At 64.5% G+C, this 18,089-nt stretch carries 13 protein-coding genes; 3 read left to right on the top strand and 10 right to left on the bottom strand.

The genetic code is table 11. The features are described 5' to 3' along the window. Nucleotides 1–24 precede the first annotated feature (24 nt). From HA399_RS09475 to HA399_RS09440, 8 genes are all read right to left on the bottom strand, one after another. Entirely contained in the window at nt 25–1,311 is a 1,287-nt protein-coding gene (locus tag HA399_RS09475; protein ID WP_404324779.1) for an AGE family epimerase/isomerase, read from the bottom strand. Next, nucleotides 1,311–2,654: an MGH1-like glycoside hydrolase domain-containing protein gene (locus HA399_RS09470; RefSeq protein WP_404324778.1), complete on the bottom strand. Its 1,344-nt coding sequence runs from the start codon at nt 2,652–2,654 to the stop codon at nt 1,311–1,313. The genes HA399_RS09475 and HA399_RS09470 overlap by 1 nt, the downstream gene beginning before the upstream one ends. A 67-nt stretch (nt 2,655–2,721) precedes the next feature. After that, nucleotides 2,722–3,756 (bottom strand): ABC transporter ATP-binding protein, encoded by a 1,035-nt coding sequence (locus HA399_RS09465; RefSeq protein WP_107334666.1) that lies wholly within the window; start codon nt 3,754–3,756, stop codon nt 2,722–2,724. A 101-nt stretch (nt 3,757–3,857) separates the two neighbouring features. Continuing rightward, nucleotides 3,858–4,775, bottom strand: a complete 918-nt coding sequence (locus tag HA399_RS09460; protein WP_404324777.1) for a carbohydrate ABC transporter permease — start codon at nt 4,773–4,775, stop codon at nt 3,858–3,860. Then, nucleotides 4,775–5,623: a carbohydrate ABC transporter permease gene (locus HA399_RS09455; RefSeq protein WP_216060735.1), complete on the bottom strand. Its 849-nt coding sequence runs from the start codon at nt 5,621–5,623 to the stop codon at nt 4,775–4,777. The genes HA399_RS09460 and HA399_RS09455 overlap by 1 nt, the downstream gene beginning before the upstream one ends. A 205-nt stretch (nt 5,624–5,828) precedes the next feature. Further along, a complete protein-coding gene (locus HA399_RS09450) occupies nt 5,829–7,097 on the bottom strand; it encodes an ABC transporter substrate-binding protein (RefSeq protein ID WP_054556977.1) in 1,269 nt (422 codons plus the stop codon). A gap of 143 nt (nt 7,098–7,240) precedes the next feature. Continuing rightward, a complete protein-coding gene (locus HA399_RS09445) occupies nt 7,241–8,242 on the bottom strand; it encodes a substrate-binding domain-containing protein (RefSeq protein ID WP_054556976.1) in 1,002 nt (333 codons plus the stop codon). A 412-nt stretch (nt 8,243–8,654) separates the two neighbouring features. Continuing rightward, nucleotides 8,655–10,058 carry a sugar porter family MFS transporter gene (locus HA399_RS09440; RefSeq protein ID WP_404324776.1) on the bottom strand — a complete coding sequence of 468 codons (1,404 nt, stop codon included), beginning with the start codon at nt 10,056–10,058 and terminating at the stop codon, nt 8,655–8,657. 406 nt (nt 10,059–10,464) lie between these two features. Here HA399_RS09440 and HA399_RS09435 point away from each other — a divergent pair, with 406 nt between their 5' ends. The 3 genes from HA399_RS09435 (at nt 10,465) to HA399_RS09425 (ending at nt 14,654) form a co-directional block, all read left to right on the top strand. Further along, nucleotides 10,465–11,355: an MBL fold metallo-hydrolase gene (locus HA399_RS09435; protein WP_404324775.1), complete on the top strand. Its 891-nt coding sequence runs from the start codon at nt 10,465–10,467 to the stop codon at nt 11,353–11,355. Nucleotides 11,356–11,461: 106 nt separating this feature from the next. Further along, nucleotides 11,462–12,817 carry an FAD/NAD(P)-binding oxidoreductase gene (locus HA399_RS09430; RefSeq protein WP_404324774.1) on the top strand — a complete coding sequence of 452 codons (1,356 nt, stop codon included), beginning with the start codon at nt 11,462–11,464 and terminating at the stop codon, nt 12,815–12,817. Continuing rightward, on the top strand, nt 12,810–14,654 hold the full coding sequence (locus tag HA399_RS09425; RefSeq protein WP_404324773.1) for a SulP family inorganic anion transporter: 1,845 nt from the start codon (nt 12,810–12,812) through the stop codon (nt 14,652–14,654). Before HA399_RS09430 ends, HA399_RS09425 begins: the two co-directional genes overlap by 8 nt. Nucleotides 14,655–14,793: 139 nt before the next feature. Here HA399_RS09425 and HA399_RS09420 read toward each other — a convergent pair whose 3' ends face one another. Together HA399_RS09420 and HA399_RS09415 are read right to left on the bottom strand one after the other, a co-directional pair. Further along, a complete protein-coding gene (locus tag HA399_RS09420) occupies nt 14,794–16,245 on the bottom strand; it encodes an aldehyde dehydrogenase family protein (RefSeq protein ID WP_404324772.1) in 1,452 nt (483 codons plus the stop codon). Nucleotides 16,246–16,354: 109 nt separating this feature from the next. Beyond that, the gene (locus tag HA399_RS09415; protein ID WP_404324771.1) at nt 16,355–18,028 is read right to left on the bottom strand and encodes a 5-guanidino-2-oxopentanoate decarboxylase; all 1,674 of its coding nucleotides are present in this window, start codon (nt 18,026–18,028) and stop codon (nt 16,355–16,357) included. Between the last annotated feature and the right edge of the window lie 61 nt (nt 18,029–18,089).

Below are 18,089 nucleotides of genomic sequence, written 5' to 3'. Positions count from 1 at the left end.
CGCCATTCACGGCCCGGCGGGCAGTCAGTCGCGGGTGATCACGCGCAACAGCTCATGGCAGGCGCCGAGGCTATGATAGTCACACTTGGCTCCCGGCGAGCTCTTCAGGTCATCGAAGCGCTGGTTGTCGGCATTCAAAAGGCGATACCAGGCACCGTGCTGGTGGTCGATGAAGTGCTGCCAGGCGTAGCCCCACAGGCGCTCGTACCACTCGGCGTAGTGTGAATCGCCGGTGGCCTCGTGCAGCAGCGCCGCGGCCACCAGGCTCTCGGCCTGCACCCAGAAGTACTTGTCGTCGTCGCAGATGGTGCCATCCGGCGCGAAGCCGTAGTAGATGCCGCCGCGTTCGCTGTCCCAGGCCAGATCCACGGCGGTATCGAACAGACGCTGCGCGGTCGGCAGCAGCCAGTCGTCATCGCGATGACGCTTGAGCATCAGCAGCAGCTTGGCCCATTCCGTCAGGTGCCCCGGCTGGAAGCCCCACGGACGATAGAGGTTCCTGGGGTCGTCGCGGTTGTAGTCCCAGTCGACGTTCCAGTCGCGATCGTAATGCTCCCAGATCAGGCCATCGGCCTTGGCGGCCTGACGCTGGCAGATGTTGCTGGCCAGGGTCATGGCCCGCTCCAGATAGTGCGCCTCGTCGGTGGCCTCGAAGGCGGCCAGCATGGCTTCACAGGCATGCATGTTGGCGTTCTGGCCACGGTAGTCGGACAGCGTCTGCCAATCGGCGCTGGCCTCGTCGGCATAGAGCCCCGCCTCCGGCGACCAGAACTTGTCTTCCATCAGCGCGCGGGTCTTCTCGAGCCAGCCGCGGGCCTCCTCGATGCCGGCGCGCCAGGCCGTCGCATAGGCCAGCATCACGAACGCCAGGCCGTAGCACTGGTTGGTGTGGTCTGCCTCGCCTTGCTCACTCAGCGACCACAGATAGCCACCGGTCTGCGGATCGAGATGGACATCGCGCAGGTAGTCGATGCCGTGACGGGTCGCGGCCAGACACTGCTCATCACCGCTGCGCAGATATTCCATCGCGAAGTTGAAGACCATCCGCGTACTGCTGACCAGATGACGCGCGGCGGGCGCATACACCGTGCCGTCGTCGCGCCATGCCTGGAAGTAGCCACCGCGCTCATGATCTATCGCCTTGGGCAGATAGAAGTCCATGATCGAGCGGATATGCTCGCCCAGAAAGCCGCGGCTGGCGAACGTTGCCGGCATGGGCGGTACTGCCTGGCGTGACAGCGGTGCCTTTTGCGGTGCCTGCGCCAGTGGAGAGGCTTGTTGAGACTGCTTCTGAGAGGCGTGCTGAGTCATCAGGAAGCCTCCACGACGCCGGCTGCCGCCTTGCTGGCGGTGAAGCTCTCCAGCGGGTTGAGCCAGTAGAGGTCCATCGCCGCGGTCCAGGAGAAGTCGCGACCGCCACAGCCTTCGCCGGTCACCGAGTTGAAGTACTCGTAATAGCCGGCGGCCTCGATGCACTTCTGGCTGGCCTGCTTGATCTGGTCGGCCTCGCGGGACATGCCATATTCCTCGCAGCCGATGGCCAGCATCCAGTTGATGTGCAGCCAGCTCGGTCCGCGCCAGTAACGCTTCGGCTCGAAGCGGGTGCTGGCCGGATGGGTGGAGGCGACACCGAAGGGCGCCTGTTCCAGCCATTCCTCGAGCAGACCGCCCATGCGCTGCGCCTGGGCGCCGCTGGCGACCCCGGCGAACAGCGGCAAAATGCCGGCGGTGGTGACGTGCTCCAGCAGCACGTTGGCACGCGCATCGCGGCTCAGGAAACAGCCCAGCTCATCGCTCCACAGCGCCTGCACGCCTTCCTCGGTGCGCGCCAGCGACTGCTTGAGGCTGAAGAGCGCCTCGCCGTGGGTGTTGACCAGCCCCAGACCGGCGGCATCCTCTTCGCACAGCGCGATCAGGTCGCGCGTGCCACGGTGCAGGATGGAGATCAGGCTGATGTCCTCGACGCGGTACGGGCAGTCGCGATACAGCACCTCGGCGTCGTGCTCGTTCTGCTGGAAGAACTTCACCAGATAGATGTAGCGATCGTATTCGTACTTGTGCGGGCGCTCGGACGGATCGACCAGCCCGGTATCGCGACGCACGTATTCGGCATCGACCGGCGGCACGCCAGCCAGCGGGCCATCCCACTGGGGGCTGTTGTCCATGCCCGATTCCCACGGGTGATAGCTGCACACGCGGCCGGTATGTTCCGGATCACGATCGCGGTAGAACCACAGGTGGTAGCGGATGACGCCGGGCAGGGTGGCGGCCAGCTTTTCCTCGGCAAGCCGGCGATCACGACCTTCCTCGAACAGCAGCTTCATGACGCTGGCCAGCACCGGCGGCTGGGAGATGGCGCTGGTCGACGGGCTGTGCTTGACGCCCCAGACTTCCGGCCCTGGGAAGTAGGTTTCCGCGTCACCGTGGAAGACGATGTGCGGCACCATGCCGTTGTCCCACTGACCTTCCAGCAGGCGCTCGATCTCACGCCAGGCACGCGCCTCGTCACCGGCGGCCAGCCAGCCCAGCGCGGTGATGGCGGCGTCCCAGTTCCACTGGAAGGGGTAGAGGCCACGCGTGGGCACGGTGTAGCCGCCCAGGTCGTTGAGCTTGAGAACGTCGTGAGCGCTGAGCGCGTCGAGCTTGGCATTCATGTGAGTCGGCTCCGTTCGGGATGAAAGGTTTGGGCTGAAAGGTTGGCTAGAGAGGAGTCGGGGTGCCTTACGCCGACATCAGGTGGCCGCTGTGGTCGTAGAAGCGCACCTTCTCGGCCAGCGGGCGGATGTGGATGTCGCTGCCATTGCCGACATCGAGATCACTCGGCACATTGACGCGAATCATCTCGTCACCGAAACGCGCGGTCAGCTGCTTGTGCGACCCCAGTAATTCCGAGACCAGCACGCGCACCGGGGCGAAGTTCTCGGTGGGCTCGAAGCGCACCTCGAAGTCCTCGGGGCGAATACCGCACTTGTGCACCTGCTGGCTCGACTGCTCGGGTCGGGTCGGGTGATTCCAGCGCGCATCCGGCGGGATGAAGTTCATCGGCGGGTTGCCGATGAAGCTGCCGACGAATTCGGTCGCCGGGTAGTGGTAGATCTCGGAGGGCGGCGCGTACTGCTCGATCTGACCCCCCTTCATGACCGCGATACGGTCCGCCAGGCTCATGGCCTCGACCTGGTCGTGGGTCACGTAGATGGTGGTGGTGTCGGAGGCGGCGAGAATGGTCTTGAGCTCGGCGCGCATCTCCAGACGCAGCAGGGCATCCAGATTCGACAGCGGCTCATCCATCAGCAGCACTTCCGGCTCCATCGCCAGGGCGCGCGCGACCGCGACACGCTGACGCTGACCGCCGGAGAGCTGACCGGAGTAGTGATCGAGGCGGTCCTCGATATGCATCAGTGCGGCGGTTTCCTTCACCTTGCGCTGGATATGCGCCTCGCTGTCCTTGCGCACGCGCAGGCCGAAGGCGATGTTCTCCGCCACGGTCATGTGCGGGAAGACGGCGTAGTTCTGGAACACCATCGCGATGCGACGATCGCGCGGTGCCAGCGAGGTGATCTCACGCTCGCCGATGCGGATCGAGCCGCTGCTCTCGTATTCCAGCCCCGCGATGATGCGCAGCAGGGTGGACTTGCCGCAGCCGGACGGGCCGAGCAGCACGGTGAATTCCTTGTCGCGGATCTCGAGATCGATGGACTTGAGAATTTCCTGCTTGCCGAACTGCTTGCGTACGGCGCTGATTTGGATGGCTGACATGGTCTGACTCCTTTGATCGAGAGCGGCGGCGAGGAAGTGAACTCGCTTGCGAGAGACGATGAAGATCGCCGCCGGTCATTGGCCTGATGAGCGGGCGTACGTTAGCGGTTGGAAATGCCCCACATGCTGAACAGGTACTTCCTGATCGCGAACAGGAACAGCAGCGCCGGGACGACCAGAATCAGACCACCGGCATACTTGATCTCGGCAGGTGACTCGGAAAGGCTCTGCACCAGGAAGGCGGTCAGGGTGCGGTTCTCGACGGTGAGAATTGCCGAGGCGAACACCTCGTTCCACGAGATCACGAAGGCGAACACGGCCGAGGCGGTGATGCCCGGGGCGGCCAGCGGCAGCACCACGCGACGGAAGGCCTGCCAGCGGTTGCAGCCCATCAGCCAGGCGGCTTCCTCGAGTTCCACCGGAATGCCCATGAACAGGCTGGAGGTGATCAGTACCGCAAACGGCAGTGCCAGGGTGGCGTGCACCATCGCCAGACCCAGGATGGAGTCATCGATGCCGACCTGGATGAAGATGACGGCCAGCGGCAGCGCCAGCAGCGGCATCGGGAAGGCCCGCGACAGGATGATGATCATGCGGTAGGCATTCATGCCCGGGAACACGAAGCGGGCCAGCGCATAGCCTGCCGGTGCGCCGAGCACGATGGCGATCACCATGGTGAAGACGGCGGCCAGCAGCGAGTTGCCCAGCGCGCTGATCACGCCCTGGTAGTGCCAGAAGAAGTCGAGGGTCTCGAAGCTCAGCGCCGGGGCCAGGGTCTTGGGCCAGCCGGTGATCTGCTCCGGCGTGCTGACGCTGTTGAGCATCAGCAGGGCGATGGGCACCAGCACCCACAGCACCAGGATCGAGACACCGGCCCGGAACAGCCATTTCCAGGCCATGTCATTGCGCCATGGCTTGTGGGCGGTCTGTGCCACCTGGCGTGAGGAGTCGGCTGAGGAGTCGCCTGAGCGTGACGAAAGCGATGACGGCATGACGGCCTCGGAAGAAGAGGATTTCATCAGCGGGCCTCCTTCGGCACATTGAGGAACTTGATGTAGAAGCCGGTGATGACCACCGAGATCAGCATGATCAACACCGCGTAGGCCGCAGCGGCACCTGTCTGCTGGTAGAGGAACTGCCAGTCGAAGGTCTCGCTCATCAGTACCGGCATGTCACTGCCGCCCAGCATCATCACCACCGCGAAGACCTCGAGTGCCAGCAGGGTGCGCAGAATCAGCGCCGACTGGATGCTGGGGCGCAGCATCGGCAGGGTGATCTTCCACAGGCGCTGCCAGTAGCTGGCGCCGAACACCTGACCGGCCTCGTCATATTCCTTGGGGATCAGCCCCATGCCCGATACCAGGATCACCAGCACGATGGCGGTACCGCGCCAGATCTCGGCGACCACCACGGCCAGGAACAGCGCGAAGGCATTCTGATAGTTGAGCCAGGACGCCGGCGCATCGATCACGCTGACCGCGCTCAGGAAGCTATTGAGGAAGCCGAACTGCTCGAGAATCGCCAGCCAGATGATGCCGGCGGCCAGATCGGAGATGCCCAGCGGGATGGTCCAGATGTAGAGGATGCTGTCGCGCCCCTTGTTCATCTTGGTGACCATCAGCGCCATGCCGATGGCCAGCACCAGCTGCAGCGGTACCACGACCCCGGTCAGCAGCAGGGTGTTCTTGAGTGACGGCCAGAAGTTGAAGTCCTGATAGATGCGCGTGAAGTTGGCCAGGCCCACGTTGCCGTCACTGCCGGTGAAGGCCTCGGCGAAGATCTGGATGAACGGATAGAGAAAGAAGGCACCCATGAACAGCAGGCTGGGGGCGATCAGGTAATAAGGTAGCCAGCGATCGTGCTTCATCTTTGCTCACCTTTGGCGTTGTTGTGATGGCTTGTCGGAATGGTTTGGTGGCACAGGGTCGGCATGACAGGGGTTGGCGTACCGTCATGGCGACCCGTCGGGGGGTGCCGTTGCTGCTGCTATGTTGCGTGTGCTGCGAGTGATGCGAGTGATGCGTGTGTGGCGAGTGATGCGTTCTTGAGTGTTGCGTTCTGGCGTCAGCGGCTTACTTGACCGGGCAGGGGCCGTCGCTGGGCGTATCCGGGAGCCAGCAGCCTGCGCCTGATGTGTTGATCAGCGTCTGCAGGCGCGGGGCGAGGATATCCAGCGTCTCCTCGATGTCGGCGTCGCGCAGTACGATCTGCACGAAGGCATCGCGGTAGATCTTGTTGAACAGGCCCGACTGCTGGCCCAGGCCGCTGGGCAGCAGCGAGAGCACGGCGTCATCGGCGGAGGACTGGGCCGCGACCGCCTTGCCGGACATGCGAATGCTGGCGGGCAGGTCATCGGGCAGTTCAGCCTCCACCACCGGGAAGAAGTTGGTGGCCCGCAGGGTGCGAATCTGTGCTTCCGGCGTCATCAGATAGCGGATCAGCTTGCGCGAGGCATCGGGATTCGTGGCATTGGCAGGCACTGCCAGGCCAGCGACCACCGGCATGTAGCCGCGTCCGCTGGGGCCGGCAGGAGCCGGGAAGGCCACGTACTGATCCGGCTGCTTGTTGAAGGCATCCTTCAAGCGCGCGGTGTGATCGAAGGCGACCCACACCTCGCCATTGAGCAGCGGTTCCTGCATGAAGCCGTAGGCGGTGGAGCGCGGATTGGTCACCGCCCAGATCTCGCGAAACTTCTGCCACATGGCCACGGCGTCATCGCTGCGGAACTCACGCACCACCGAGTGGGTGAAGGACGGGTAGAGATAGCCTTCCAGGAAGCGGTGGATCAGCCCCTTGCGACCGGCCGGGAAGCCCAGCTTGGGGCTGCCGGTGGCCTCCTGCATGTTGCGGCCCCAGGCCAGCAGCTCGTCATAGCTCAGCGCGTTCAGGTCAGCGCCTTCGGGCAGGTAGGGCAGCGCCTTGCGATTGGCGGCCATGATGTAGGTCGCCTGCATCCACGGAATGTAGCGCTGCTGGTCGCCGCCCAGCTTGCCCAGCGTCATGTACTGCTGGCTGATGCCCGCGTCCGCAAGTGAGCCTTGCAGGTCATCCAGCGGCGCCAGAATGCTGGGCGTCAGCGACCCCAGTTCGCCGTGCAGCCCGCCGAGCAGATCCAGCGCGCCATCGGGGCTGGTCTTCTCCGCCTCGAGACGCGACAGGAAGGTGCCCGTCTCCTGCGGCATGTAATTGATGGCCTCGGCGTAGGGTGCCAGCGCGATCTCGCGCATCTGCTGGGCCTCTTCCAGCGGTCTGGCCTGGGTGCTGAAGAAGGTGATGTCAGCGAGGGCGGACGTACTGCCCAGCAGCGCCAGCAAAGCGAGGGCGGTTGGCATCTTGCGCATGGAGGTCTCCCCGGTCGGGTGTTGTTTTTCTGGCGTCACGCTGACCACGTTCTGGCGATGGCGTTTTGCGATCAGGCGTTTTGCGGTCAGGCGTCTGGCGTCGTGAGGTCAGTCGATGATCCTGTGTGCTCAGGCATGTGTGCTCAGGCAGTGGTATCGCGCAGCAGCAGGTCGTAATCGAAGCAGCGATGGCGTGGCGCGCCATCCTGCGGTGCCAGCACCAGTTCGATCAGCGCCTGACTGACGGTCTCGAACGAGATGTCCAGGGTGCTGAGGCTGGGCTGGCGGTACATCTGCGGCGGCAGGTTATCGGCGCCGATGATGGCGATGTCCTCGCCGGGCGTGTGGCCGCAGGCGCTGACCGCTTCCATCACGCCGTAGGCGAAGATGTCGCTGGCACACACGAATGCGGTGGGGGCGTTGGCCCCGGACAGCGCTTCATGGGCGACCTGATAGGCGCTGGCATAGCCGTGCGGGCAATGGCGCGAGCTGGGCGCGAGGCCGGCATCGTGCATCGCCTGCAGATAGCCGGTCTCACGTTCGACGGCGGTGTAGAGGTCGCTGAAGAAGTTGAGGAACAGGATGTTGCGATGGCCCAGGCCAATCAGATGGCGGGTGGCGCGCATGAAGCCGTCGGCGGCATTGATGTCGACCCAGTCGTGCTCGCTGGCGCGGCCGGTACGACCGTGAGTGACGAAGGGGATGCCGCTGTCGAGCAGGAAGTCGACGCGCGGGTCCTGAATGCGGGTACGGGCCACCACGAAGGAATCGACCTTGCCGCCATCGATGAAGCGCTTGTAGGTGTCCAGCTCGTCGCGGTCCTCGGGCACCGTGGTGACGATGAGGTCATGTTCCGGTGCGGCGTCGTGCAGCGCCTGGCCCAGCGCGACCAGCAGGCGGGTGTTGAACTGATCACGAAAGTCGCCCTGGGCGCCGTTCATGATGTAGCCCACCGAGGAGGTGCGGCCTGTCTTCAGGCGGCGTGCACTCTGATTGGGCTTGTAGCCCACTTCACTGGCGTAGGCCTGCACCCGCTCACGGGTCGTGGCGCTGACATCCTCGAATCCGCCCAATGCCCGCGAGACCGTCGTGACCGACAGGCCCAGCTGGCTGGCGAGATGCTTGAGTGTGATGTTCGGCGGCATGGCACTTTTCCTTTGCGGTAACTGTGAGCGGAAACCGTTACCCGAAACGTTTCGGAAGCGATCTTTTCACTGTTTTGATTAGCTTGGCAAGAATGACGAGACCAAAGAATATATCCGTAATAATCCCGACATATGGCGCTGAAAATCGCCGCTCAGGCTGGCGATTGAGCCGGCGACGATACCACGCTATTTGCACGTAGCGATCTGGCGCGCGTCAGCGCAGGAGGAGGGCAGCAAGCCATGTGCGTTGTGGGTAGCGGAGCCGCTCTCATGTCGTGAGGCGACGCTCGGCGGGGGCTCCTGACGGGCATGGCTGCCAGAGCCATAAACGCCGACACCCCGCACAGGGCGGGGTGTCGGCGTCTGGAGAGCGTTACTCGAGTCAGGCTTCAAAGCCCGATCGTCAAGAGCCTCAGTTGCCCTGTGGCGCGAGTGCCGCGGCCTGTTCCTGCTGCTTTTCCTCCTCCTTCTCCTTGCTCGAAGGGCGGATCAGACGGCCCTGCAGGTCCTCAAGCGAGACACCCTTGGTCTCGGGCATGAAGAACAGCACGAACACCAGTTGCAGCAGCATCATGACGGCGAAGAAGGCAAACACCGGCCCGCCGCTGAAGTGGCTGAGGATGGTCGGCATCAGCAGCGCGATCAGCGCCGCGAAGATCCAGTGCACGGAGCTGCCGAAGGACTGGCCCATGGCGCGTACCTTGTTGGGGAAGATCTCGGAGATGAACACCCAGATCACCGTGCCCTGGCTCATGGCATGCGCCGCGATGAACACGCCCAGCAGCACCGGCACGCCATAGCCGCCCATGGCGGAGAAGTCCTCGAGATGGAAGGCCCAGGCGATCAGGCACAGCGACACCAGATAGCCGACAGAGCCGATCTTGATCAGGGTGCGGCGCCCCAGCTTGTCGATCAGCGTCATGCCCAGCAGGGTGAAGACGAGATTGATCACCCCGATGCCCGCCGTCGAAAGCAGGGCAGCACTCGCTTCCAGCTGCGCCTCGGCCAGAATGCGCGGCGCGTAATAGATGATGAAGTTGATGCCGGACAGCTGATTGAAGGCCGCGATCAGGAAGGCGAACAGCACCGGCAGACGATAGCGCCAGGCGAACAGACGGGTGTGCTGCTTGGCACTTTCCTCGCTTTCGGTGCCGCGGATGATGGCGATTTCCTCGGCGATGTCGGCCTTGGGGTTGATCAGCGCGATGATCTCGGCGGCGGCCGCCTCATCGTTGCGCTTGAGGATCAACCAGCGCGGGCTGCGCGGCACCTTGCAGATCATCAGCAGATAGAGGGCGGCCGGCACGGCTTCCACGCCCAGCATCCAGCGCCAGTTCTCACCGTCGATGAAGCCGATGAAGTAGTTGGAGACGAAGGCGATCAGAATCCCGAAGACGATATTGAACTGATAGAGCCCGACCAGCGCACCACGCCGCTTGCGCGGTGCGATTTCCGAGATGTAGATAGGCGCCGCGACGGATGAGGCCCCCACGCCCAGCCCGCCCAGCAGACGGAAGAACGAGAATACATAAGGGTCAGTGGCCAGCGCCGACCCCAGCGCCGAGACCAGATAGAGGATACCGATGCCGATCAGCGTGGCGCGGCGCCCGAAGCGATCGGTCGGCCAGTTGCCGAAGATGGCGCCGATCACCGTGCCCCACAGGGCCATCGACATGATGATGAGGCCGTGATTGAGATCGCTCAGACCCCATTGGCTCTGCAGTGAGGTATCCGCCCCCGAGATGACGGCGGTATCGAAACCGAACAGGAAGCCGGCGAGGGCAACCGTGATCGACCATTGAAGTATGCGTGGCATGGCGTGTCTCATCCTTGAGGGCGGTTGGAAGAAAAGGCGTTGGCGTGAGCGGCGAAAGACAGGCGCAGCCGAGCCATCATGCTGATGACCTCTGCAGGCGCAGATAAGCGTCTTTAGCTATCATTTCGCCCGGATATGCCTTGGATTGGCTTAGATGAATCGTGTCACCTGACAATGTCAGCCTATCTGCCCTACGGCGTGCCATCCGCTATACCTTAGGGGGAGAGTCGCCCCAGCAGCCGCCATCTCTCGGCCTCGACTCAGAAATACCCTCGCTAGAACAGCAGGTTATTGAAATCGCCTTATTGTTATTCTTTATGGTTTTAACGTTATTCATTTTTGCGTTGTTGCCGCTTCAGGCGTAGGCTTGAGGCATCAATCCTTGAGCGAAGCAGGAGGTCGGAAGATGGCAACCTCAACACAGCGCCCCCAGGTCGAGAGCTTCTTCGACGAAGACAGCAACACCTTCACGCACCTGGTGCGCGACCCGCAGTCCCGCCAGTGCGCGATCATCGATCCCGTGCTCGACTTCGATTATCCCGCAGGCCACACCAGCACCCGCTCAGCGGATGCTCTGCTTGCGCATATCGAGGCCGAGTCCCTCGAGGTGGCGTGGATTCTCGAGACCCACGTGCACGCCGACCATCTGTCAGCGGCCGCCTACCTGAAAGGCAAGCTGGGCTGCCAGCTGGCGATCGGGGCGCGCATACGCGAAGTGCAGGGCATCTTTGCCGATATCTTCGCCGCCGAGGCGGGCTTCGCGCGTGATGGCCGCCAGTTTGATCGCTTGCTGGAAGAGGGCGACAGCCTGGCGATCGGGGGGCTTGAATGCCGCGTACTGCATACGCCGGGCCATACGCCGGCTTGCATAAGCTACGTGATCGGCGACGCCGTCTTCGTCGGCGATACCCTGTTCATGCCCGATTACGGCACCGCGCGCTGCGATTTCCCCGGCGGCGATGCGCGTACGCTGTATCGCTCGATTCACAAGGTGCTCTCGCTAGCCGGCAGCACACGCATCTTCCTGTGCCATGATTATTCGGCCGAAGGGCGGGAAGGCTTCTGCTGCCAGACGTCGGTGGGTGAGCAGCGTGAGCACAATATCCATGTGCATGACGGCATCGATGAGCAGGCCTTCGTCGACATGCGCACCAAGCGTGATGCCGGGCTTGGCATGCCGCGTCTGATGCTGCCGGCGGTGCAGGTGAACATGCGCGCCGGCCAGCTGCCGCCGGCGGAAGACAACGGCCGCGCCTATCTCAAGATTCCGCTCAACCTGCCGTTTGATCAGCTGTGATGGCTGCCATGCCGGCAGGGAGTATGTCCAGGCGCTTTGCCTATGTAGCTTGCTTACGTAATTTTGTGACTCAAATGGACGATTTTCCGCGATGGGAGCCTTATCGATGAGCCAGAGCACGCCACAGACCCCGCCAGTTTCGGATTCTGCAACGACGCCTTGTGACAATCAGGGGGCTGATTCGGCCGCGGAAGCGACCCGCGCCGCCAATCACCGCCTGGCACCCAACGCCCACAAGGTGGTGATCATCGGTGGCGGGGCCGGCGGAATCGCGGTGGCGGCCAGTCTGCTCAAGCGCCAGCCGGGCATGGACATCGCCATCGTCGAGCCCGCTGAGCAGCACAGCTATCAGCCGGGCTGGACGATGGTCGGTGGCGGCATCTTCACGCCGGAATTCACGCGCAAGCCGATGCACTCGGTGATGCCCAAGGGCGTGCACTGGTATCGCGATACGGCCACCAGCATCGATGCCGAGGCGCATGAAGTCACGCTCGGCAATGGCCATCGTCTGCGCTACGAGCGCCTGGTGATCGCCATCGGGCTGGAGCTGGACTGGGGCGCCATCGACGGGCTTGAGGAGACGCTGGGAATGAACGGCGTCACCTCCAACTATCGCTATGATCTCGCGCCCTATACCTGGCAGCTGGTGCAGACCCTCAAGGGCGGCAAGGCGCTGTTTACCCAGCCGCCGATGCCCATCAAGTGCGCCGGTGCGCCGCAGAAGGCGATGTATCTGGCCTGCGATCACTGGCAGCGCGAGAACGTGCTGTCGCAGCTCGAGGTCAGCTTCCATAACGCCGGCGGCGTGATGTTCGGCGTGCCGGCCTACGTGCCAGCGCTGGAAGAGGCGGTCGCGGGCTATGGCATCGATGTCAGGTTCCATCAGCGGCTGGTCGCGGTGGATGGCAAGACGCAGACGGCACGCTTCGAGGTGCCGGCAGCCGAGGAGGGCGGCGAGCCACAGATCGTCGAGCAGTCCTTCGACATGCTGCATGTGGTGCCGCCGCAGAAGGCACCGGCGTTGATCGCACAATCCGGGCTGGCCAACGCCGCTGGCTGGCTGGATCTCGAACCCGAGACCCTGCAGCACATGAGCCATCCCGACATCTTCGGGCTGGGCGATGTCAGCGGCACCTCGAATGCCAAGACCGCCGCGGCGGTGCGCAAGCAGTCCCCCGTGGTGGTCGAGAACCTGCTGGCCACGCTGACCGGTGGCGCGCTCACGGCGGGCTATCGGGGCTATGGCTCCTGCCCGCTGACGGTGGAGAACGGCCGCATCGTGCTGGCGGAATTCGGCTACGGCGGCGAACTGCAGCCTACCTTCCCCAAGTGGGTCAATGACGGTACGCGTCCGACTCGCCTGGCCTGGCAGCTCAAGGCACGGGGGCTGCCATTCATCTACTGGAACCTGATGCTCAAGGGCCACGAATGGCTGGCGCGTCCGGCGTCACGCGATGTCTGAGCCGGTTCGAGAGGCAAGGGGGACGTCGCTTGCCCGCTGGCTGCCGCTGGCGGGTTGGCTTGCCCACTATGACCGTCACAGTCTCGGGCGTGATCTGCTGGCGGCGGTGATCGTCAGCGTCATGCTGGTGCCGCAGGCGCTGGCCTATGCACTGCTGGCGGGGCTGCCGGCGCAGGTCGGCCTCTACGCCAGCATGTTGCCGCTGGTGCTGTATGCGCTGTTCGGCACCAGCAGCACCCTGGCGGTGGGACCGGTGGCGATCATCTCGCTGATGACGGCCTCGGCGATCGCGGGCATGAGCGGCACCGATGGTGCGGCGCTCTCCACGCCCGAGCTGCTGGCCGCCGCGCTGCTGCTGGCCTTTCTCTCCGGCGCGATGCTGATCGCCATGGGGCTGTTGCGCCTGGGAGTGCTGGTGAATTTCATCAGCCACCCGGTGATCTCGGGCTTCATGACCGCCTCGGGCATCCTGATCATCGCCAGTCAGCTCGGGCCCATCACTGGCCTGAGCCTCAGCGGCGGCAATCTGATCGCGATGGGCGAATCGTTGTCGGCAGGCGCGCAAGAGTTGCACTGGCCGACACTCGCCATCGGGCTGGGCTGCCTGGCGTGGCTGATCCTGGCACGCCGCCATCTCAAGCACGGTCTGATGGCCTTGCGGATGAGCGAGAGCGCGGCGGGCATGCTGTGCAAGACCACGCCGATCATCGCCGTCATCGTCTCCAGCCTGCTGGCCTGGGGGCTGAGTGATCCTCTCGTTCAGGGCGAACAGCTTGAGCAGGGCAAAAGCAGCATGGCGCTGGTCGGTGCCGTGCCCGGCGGGCTGCCCGATCTCAGCCTGCCAAGCCTTGTCAGCCATGACTGGTCGGGTCTGCTGATCTCGGCACTCTTGATCAGCGTGGTCGGCTTCGTCGAATCGCTGGCGCTGGCCCAGACCCTCGCCGCGCGGCGCCGTCAGCGCATCGACCCCGACAAGGAGCTGATCGCGCTGGGCGTCTCCAACATGGGCGCAGGCGTCAGCGGTGGCATGCCGATCTCGGGCGGGCTGTCGCGCTCGGTGGTCAACTTCGATGCCGGCGCCGCCACGCCCTTGGCGGGGGCCTTCACCGCCATTGGCATTCTGCTCGCCAGCCTGTGGCTGACCGACTGGCTGGCGTGGCTGCCGCGCGCGACGCTGGCGGCGATCATCATCGTCGCCACCACCAGCCTGATCGATATCGCGGCGATCAAGCGCACCTTCCGCTATTCGAAAGGTGACGGTGCGGCGCTGATGATCACGCTGATCATCACTCTCGCGCATGGGGTGGAGAGCGGCATCATCGTCGGCATCGCCGTGTCGCTCGGGCTCTATCTCAAGCGCACCAGCCAGCCGCACAGTGCACTGGTCGGGCGCGTGCCCGGCAGCGAGCACTTTCGCAATGTCGAGCGCCATGAGGTGGAGACCGACCCCGAACTGGCGATTCTGCGCATCGACGAGAGCCTGTATTTCGCCAATGCACGCTATCTGGAAGACACGGTGCTGGCGCTGATGGCCGAACGCCCCTCGCTCAAGCATCTGGTGCTGGCCTGTCAGGCGGTCAATCTGATCGATGCCTCGGCACTGGAAAGCCTGGAAGTCATCAATGAGCGCCTGAGCGCTGCTGGCGTGAAACTGCACCTGAGTGAAGTGAAGGGCCCGGTGATGGACCGCCTCAAGTGCTCGGAGTTGCCGGCCAATCTCGGTGGCGACATCTATCTCAGCACCTTCGATGCCTGGCAGGCGCTGAGCATTCACGGCAGCCACTGCGGCCAGTCCTGCGCGCGGGACGGCATCAGCCAGACGGCGGCGGTCGGCTGATAGGAGCAGGCGCTGGTTTCAAGAAAGAGCCGTAAACGAAAACGCCCCGCCTCGGTGATTGCCGAGGCGGGGCGTTTTCTTATCTGGTCACACAAGATGCTCAGTCAATACGATCAGTCAATACGTTCAGTCAATACGTTCAATCAAGTGCTGGGCCGATGATGTGTTTGACCTCCAGATAGCCCGCCAGCCCCCACGGCCCCAGCTCACGGCCGATGCCGCTGCGCTTGAAGCCACCCCAGCTGGCCTGCACCAGCGGCAGCTGCTCGCTGTTGTACCACACCACCCCGGCGCGCAGGCGACGACCGAGCTGCTGGGCACGTTTGGCATCACCGCTGACCACCGTGGCCACCAGCCCGAAATCACAGTCATTGGCGAGGCGAATCGCCTCGGCCTCATCGGCGACGCGGCGCGTGCACAGCACCGGCCCGAAGATCTCCTCGCGCCACAGACGGCTTGTCACCGGCACATCGGTGTATAGGGTCGGCGCCACGAAATAGCCCTTGCCTGGCAGGCTGCGATGGGTGCCATCGCGCAGCGCCGTCAGGCCTTCCTCGCGCGCCACGTTCAGATAGCTCAGCACGGTGTCGCGCTGGCGGGCGCTGGTCATCGGGCCCATCTGGGTCGCGGCGTCCAGCGGGTCACCCAGCACCAGCGCATCGATGCGGCTGGCCAATGCGGCGTGCAGCTCATCGGCGATGGCCTCATGCACCAGCAGGCGCGAGGTGGCAGAGCAGATCTGACCGGCATTGAAGTAGATGCCCGCCATCACCCAGTCGGCGGCTTCCTCGACGTCGGCATCGTCGAGCACGATGATCGGCGACTTGCCGCCAAGCTCGAGAGAGACACCGCGCGTGCCGCAGGCCGCGGCCTGCATGACCTTCTCGCCGACCACATTGCTGCCGGTGAAGGAAATCTTGTCGATGCGCGGATGACGGGTCAGCGGCGCGCCGATACCCTCGCCATCGCCGTGCAGCAGGTTGAATACGCCCGCCGGCAGTCCGGCTTCCAGCGCGATCTCGGCCATCACCTGCTCCGGCAGTGGCGTTACTTCAGACGGCTTGATCACCAGGGTGCAGCCCGCGGCGAGCGCCGGCGCGACCTTCCAGGCGCTGGTGACCAGCGGGAAGTTCCACGGCGTGATCAGTCCCACCACGCCTGCCGGTTCGTGATAGGTGTGCGCGGCATAGCCTTCGACATCGTGCGCGACCTCCGCACCCTGACGCGCATCCAGCGCGCGTGCCTGGGCAGCGTAATAGCGGTAGCAGCCGATGGCGTCATCGAGATCGATCTCGGCCTCGGCGCGAATCTTGCCGTTGTTGCGACACGACATCTCCACCAGCGCTTCCCGGCGTGACGTCAGCCCCTCGGCGAAGGCCTCCAGATAGACCGCACGCTCGGCGCCACTCAGTGCCTGCCAGCCCTCGAAGGCCTCGGCGGCGGCCGCGACGGCGGCCTGTACATCACGCGCATCACCCGCCGTCACCTCGGCGATGACGGTCTCCTCGAAGGGGTTGGTGACCGCCAGACGACGCTCGCCGTGGGACTTGACCCACTCGTTGTTGATGAACTGATGATCGAGCTTGTGCATGGACATTCCTGACATGTGAGTTTCTGGCATGAGAGTTCCATGCCGCCTGCCACCACAGGGTCACAGGCGGGCATTGTTCAGTGTTGTGGCGCTAAGCGGCGAGCCAGACTCACTGTGCGATTGAGCGCTGCCACGCCGCCGCGTCGATTTCCACCAGCAGCGGGGCACTTGCGTCGCGCTCGCTGATCGCTGTCGCCAGCTCACTGGGGGAGTCGATCGCCACGGCGGCGCAGTCGAAGCCCTGGGCGAGCAGCTGGAAGTCGGGGGCCTTGATGTCGACGCCCAGCCGCGTGACGCCGGCGTTGTCCATGAAGCGGCGAATCTCTTCATAGCCCTGGTTGTGCCACAGCACGATCACCACCGGCAGCTGTTCTTCCACCGCGCAGGCGAGTTCGGAGAGCGTGAACATGATGCCGCCATCGCCGACCAGCGCGATTACCGGCAGGTCCGGGCGGCCTAGGGTCGCGCCCATCGCGGCGGGCAGGCCGTAGCCGAGCGTGCCGTAGCCGGTGGAGGCATTGAAGTAGCGGCGCGGTGCCGGCTGACTCAGCAGATGATTGGCGGCGTAGACGGTCGCGCAGGAATCGCCGACCCAGATCGCCTCCGGCAGCGCTTGCTGGAGGGTATCGAACAGCGGCACGTAGGGCGCGAAGGCCGGGTCAGTCGGCAGCGCGAGGGCCTCAAGCGTGGCGGCGGTGATCTGCGCGCCGCGTGTCTTGCCTGCCTCGTCAGCCGTCTTGTCATAGGTTTCGCCCAGGCTATCAGCAACGCTCGCGGCGAGAGTCTCCAGCGCCAGGCCGGCGTCGGCGACGATGGCGAGTGTCGCCTGCTGGTTGCGCGCCAGCTGTTCGGGGTCGATATCGATGCGGATCAGCTGACCACCGATCACGAAGCCATCATCGAACACCACGTCGTAGTCGGTCTCGCCAAGTTCGGTGCCGATCGCCAGCACCACATCGGCGTCGCGCGCCAGTTCGCGTACCGCAGGCAGCGCGGCATTGGCGCCGAGGTCCAGCGGGTGGGCGCCGCCCAGCAGGCCTTTGGCATTGATGGTGGTGACGGTGGGGGCATCGAGCGCCTCCACCAGCTGGCGGGCTGCTTCAGGCGCGGCGACACAGCCACCGCCCAGCAGCACCAGCGGCCGCTCGGCGCCCTGCAGCAGGCTCACGGCCTCAGCGAGCAGGGCCGGGTCCGGCGCGAGGCGGCCGATGCGCGGGCGCGTGAAGTCATGCGTGGTGCGACCGGCGGGCGGAGCGATCTCGGCATTGAACAGGTCGATGGGAATCTCGATATGCACGGGGCCGGGGCGGGCACCCTCGAACAGCGCGAAGGCGCGGGCCAGCACTTCCGGCAGCGCGGCCGGGTCGAGCAGCGTGTGGCTGAAGCGCGCCACGCCCGACACCAGTTGCTGCTGGCTGGGCAGTTCGTGCAGACGCCCCTGGCCACGGCCGAGGGTGTCGGTGCGATTGACGCTGGAGATCACCAGCATCGGGATGGAATCGGCCAGCGCCTGGCCCATCGCGGTGGTGATGTTGGTCATCCCCGGGCCGGTGATGATGAAGCACACCCCGGCCTTGCCGGTGCTGCGGGCATAGCCATCGGCCATGAAGCCGGCGCCTTGTTCATGGCGCGGGGTGACGTGGCGAATGGTGCGCGCGGCGGTATCGGCATCCGGCTCCAGGCCACGGTAGAGCTCGACGGTATGCACGCCGGGAATACCGAAGACGGTGTCGACGCCGTAGGTGTCACGCAGCAGTCGGATCAGGAGTTCAGCACAGGTCATGGCAGGTTATTCCAATGACGGGAGCACCGTGGTGCTCCCGTATGAGATGAGAAACAAGTTG

Origin of the sequence: Cobetia sp. UIB-001, assembly GCF_044789135.1 — a bacterium.
Lineage (GTDB): Bacteria > Pseudomonadota > Gammaproteobacteria > Pseudomonadales > Halomonadaceae > Cobetia > Cobetia amphilecti.
Note: the sequence above shows the minus strand (reverse complement) of the source record. Positions and strands in the feature narration are given on the sequence as shown.

Excerpts from the sequence above, each read along its gene's own strand:
- HA399_RS09475 (WP_404324779.1), bottom strand. The coding sequence starts at position 1,311 with ATGACTCAGCACGCCTCTCAGAAGCAGTCTCAACAAGCCTCTCCACTG.
- HA399_RS09470 (WP_404324778.1), bottom strand. The coding sequence starts at position 2,654 with ATGAATGCCAAGCTCGACGCGCTCAGCGCTCACGACGTTCTCAAGCTC.
- HA399_RS09465 (WP_107334666.1), bottom strand. The coding sequence starts at position 3,756 with ATGTCAGCCATCCAAATCAGCGCCGTACGCAAGCAGTTCGGCAAGCAG.
- HA399_RS09460 (WP_404324777.1), bottom strand. The coding sequence starts at position 4,775 with ATGAAATCCTCTTCTTCCGAGGCCGTCATGCCGTCATCGCTTTCGTCA.
- HA399_RS09455 (WP_216060735.1), bottom strand. The coding sequence starts at position 5,623 with ATGAAGCACGATCGCTGGCTACCTTATTACCTGATCGCCCCCAGCCTG.
- HA399_RS09450 (WP_054556977.1), bottom strand. The coding sequence starts at position 7,097 with ATGCGCAAGATGCCAACCGCCCTCGCTTTGCTGGCGCTGCTGGGCAGT.
- HA399_RS09445 (WP_054556976.1), bottom strand. The coding sequence starts at position 8,242 with ATGCCGCCGAACATCACACTCAAGCATCTCGCCAGCCAGCTGGGCCTG.
- HA399_RS09440 (WP_404324776.1), bottom strand. The coding sequence starts at position 10,058 with ATGCCACGCATACTTCAATGGTCGATCACGGTTGCCCTCGCCGGCTTC.
- HA399_RS09435 (WP_404324775.1), top strand. The coding sequence starts at position 10,465 with ATGGCAACCTCAACACAGCGCCCCCAGGTCGAGAGCTTCTTCGACGAA.
- HA399_RS09430 (WP_404324774.1), top strand. The coding sequence starts at position 11,462 with ATGAGCCAGAGCACGCCACAGACCCCGCCAGTTTCGGATTCTGCAACG.
- HA399_RS09425 (WP_404324773.1), top strand. The coding sequence starts at position 12,810 with ATGTCTGAGCCGGTTCGAGAGGCAAGGGGGACGTCGCTTGCCCGCTGG.
- HA399_RS09420 (WP_404324772.1), bottom strand. The coding sequence starts at position 16,245 with ATGCACAAGCTCGATCATCAGTTCATCAACAACGAGTGGGTCAAGTCC.
- HA399_RS09415 (WP_404324771.1), bottom strand. The coding sequence starts at position 18,028 with ATGACCTGTGCTGAACTCCTGATCCGACTGCTGCGTGACACCTACGGC.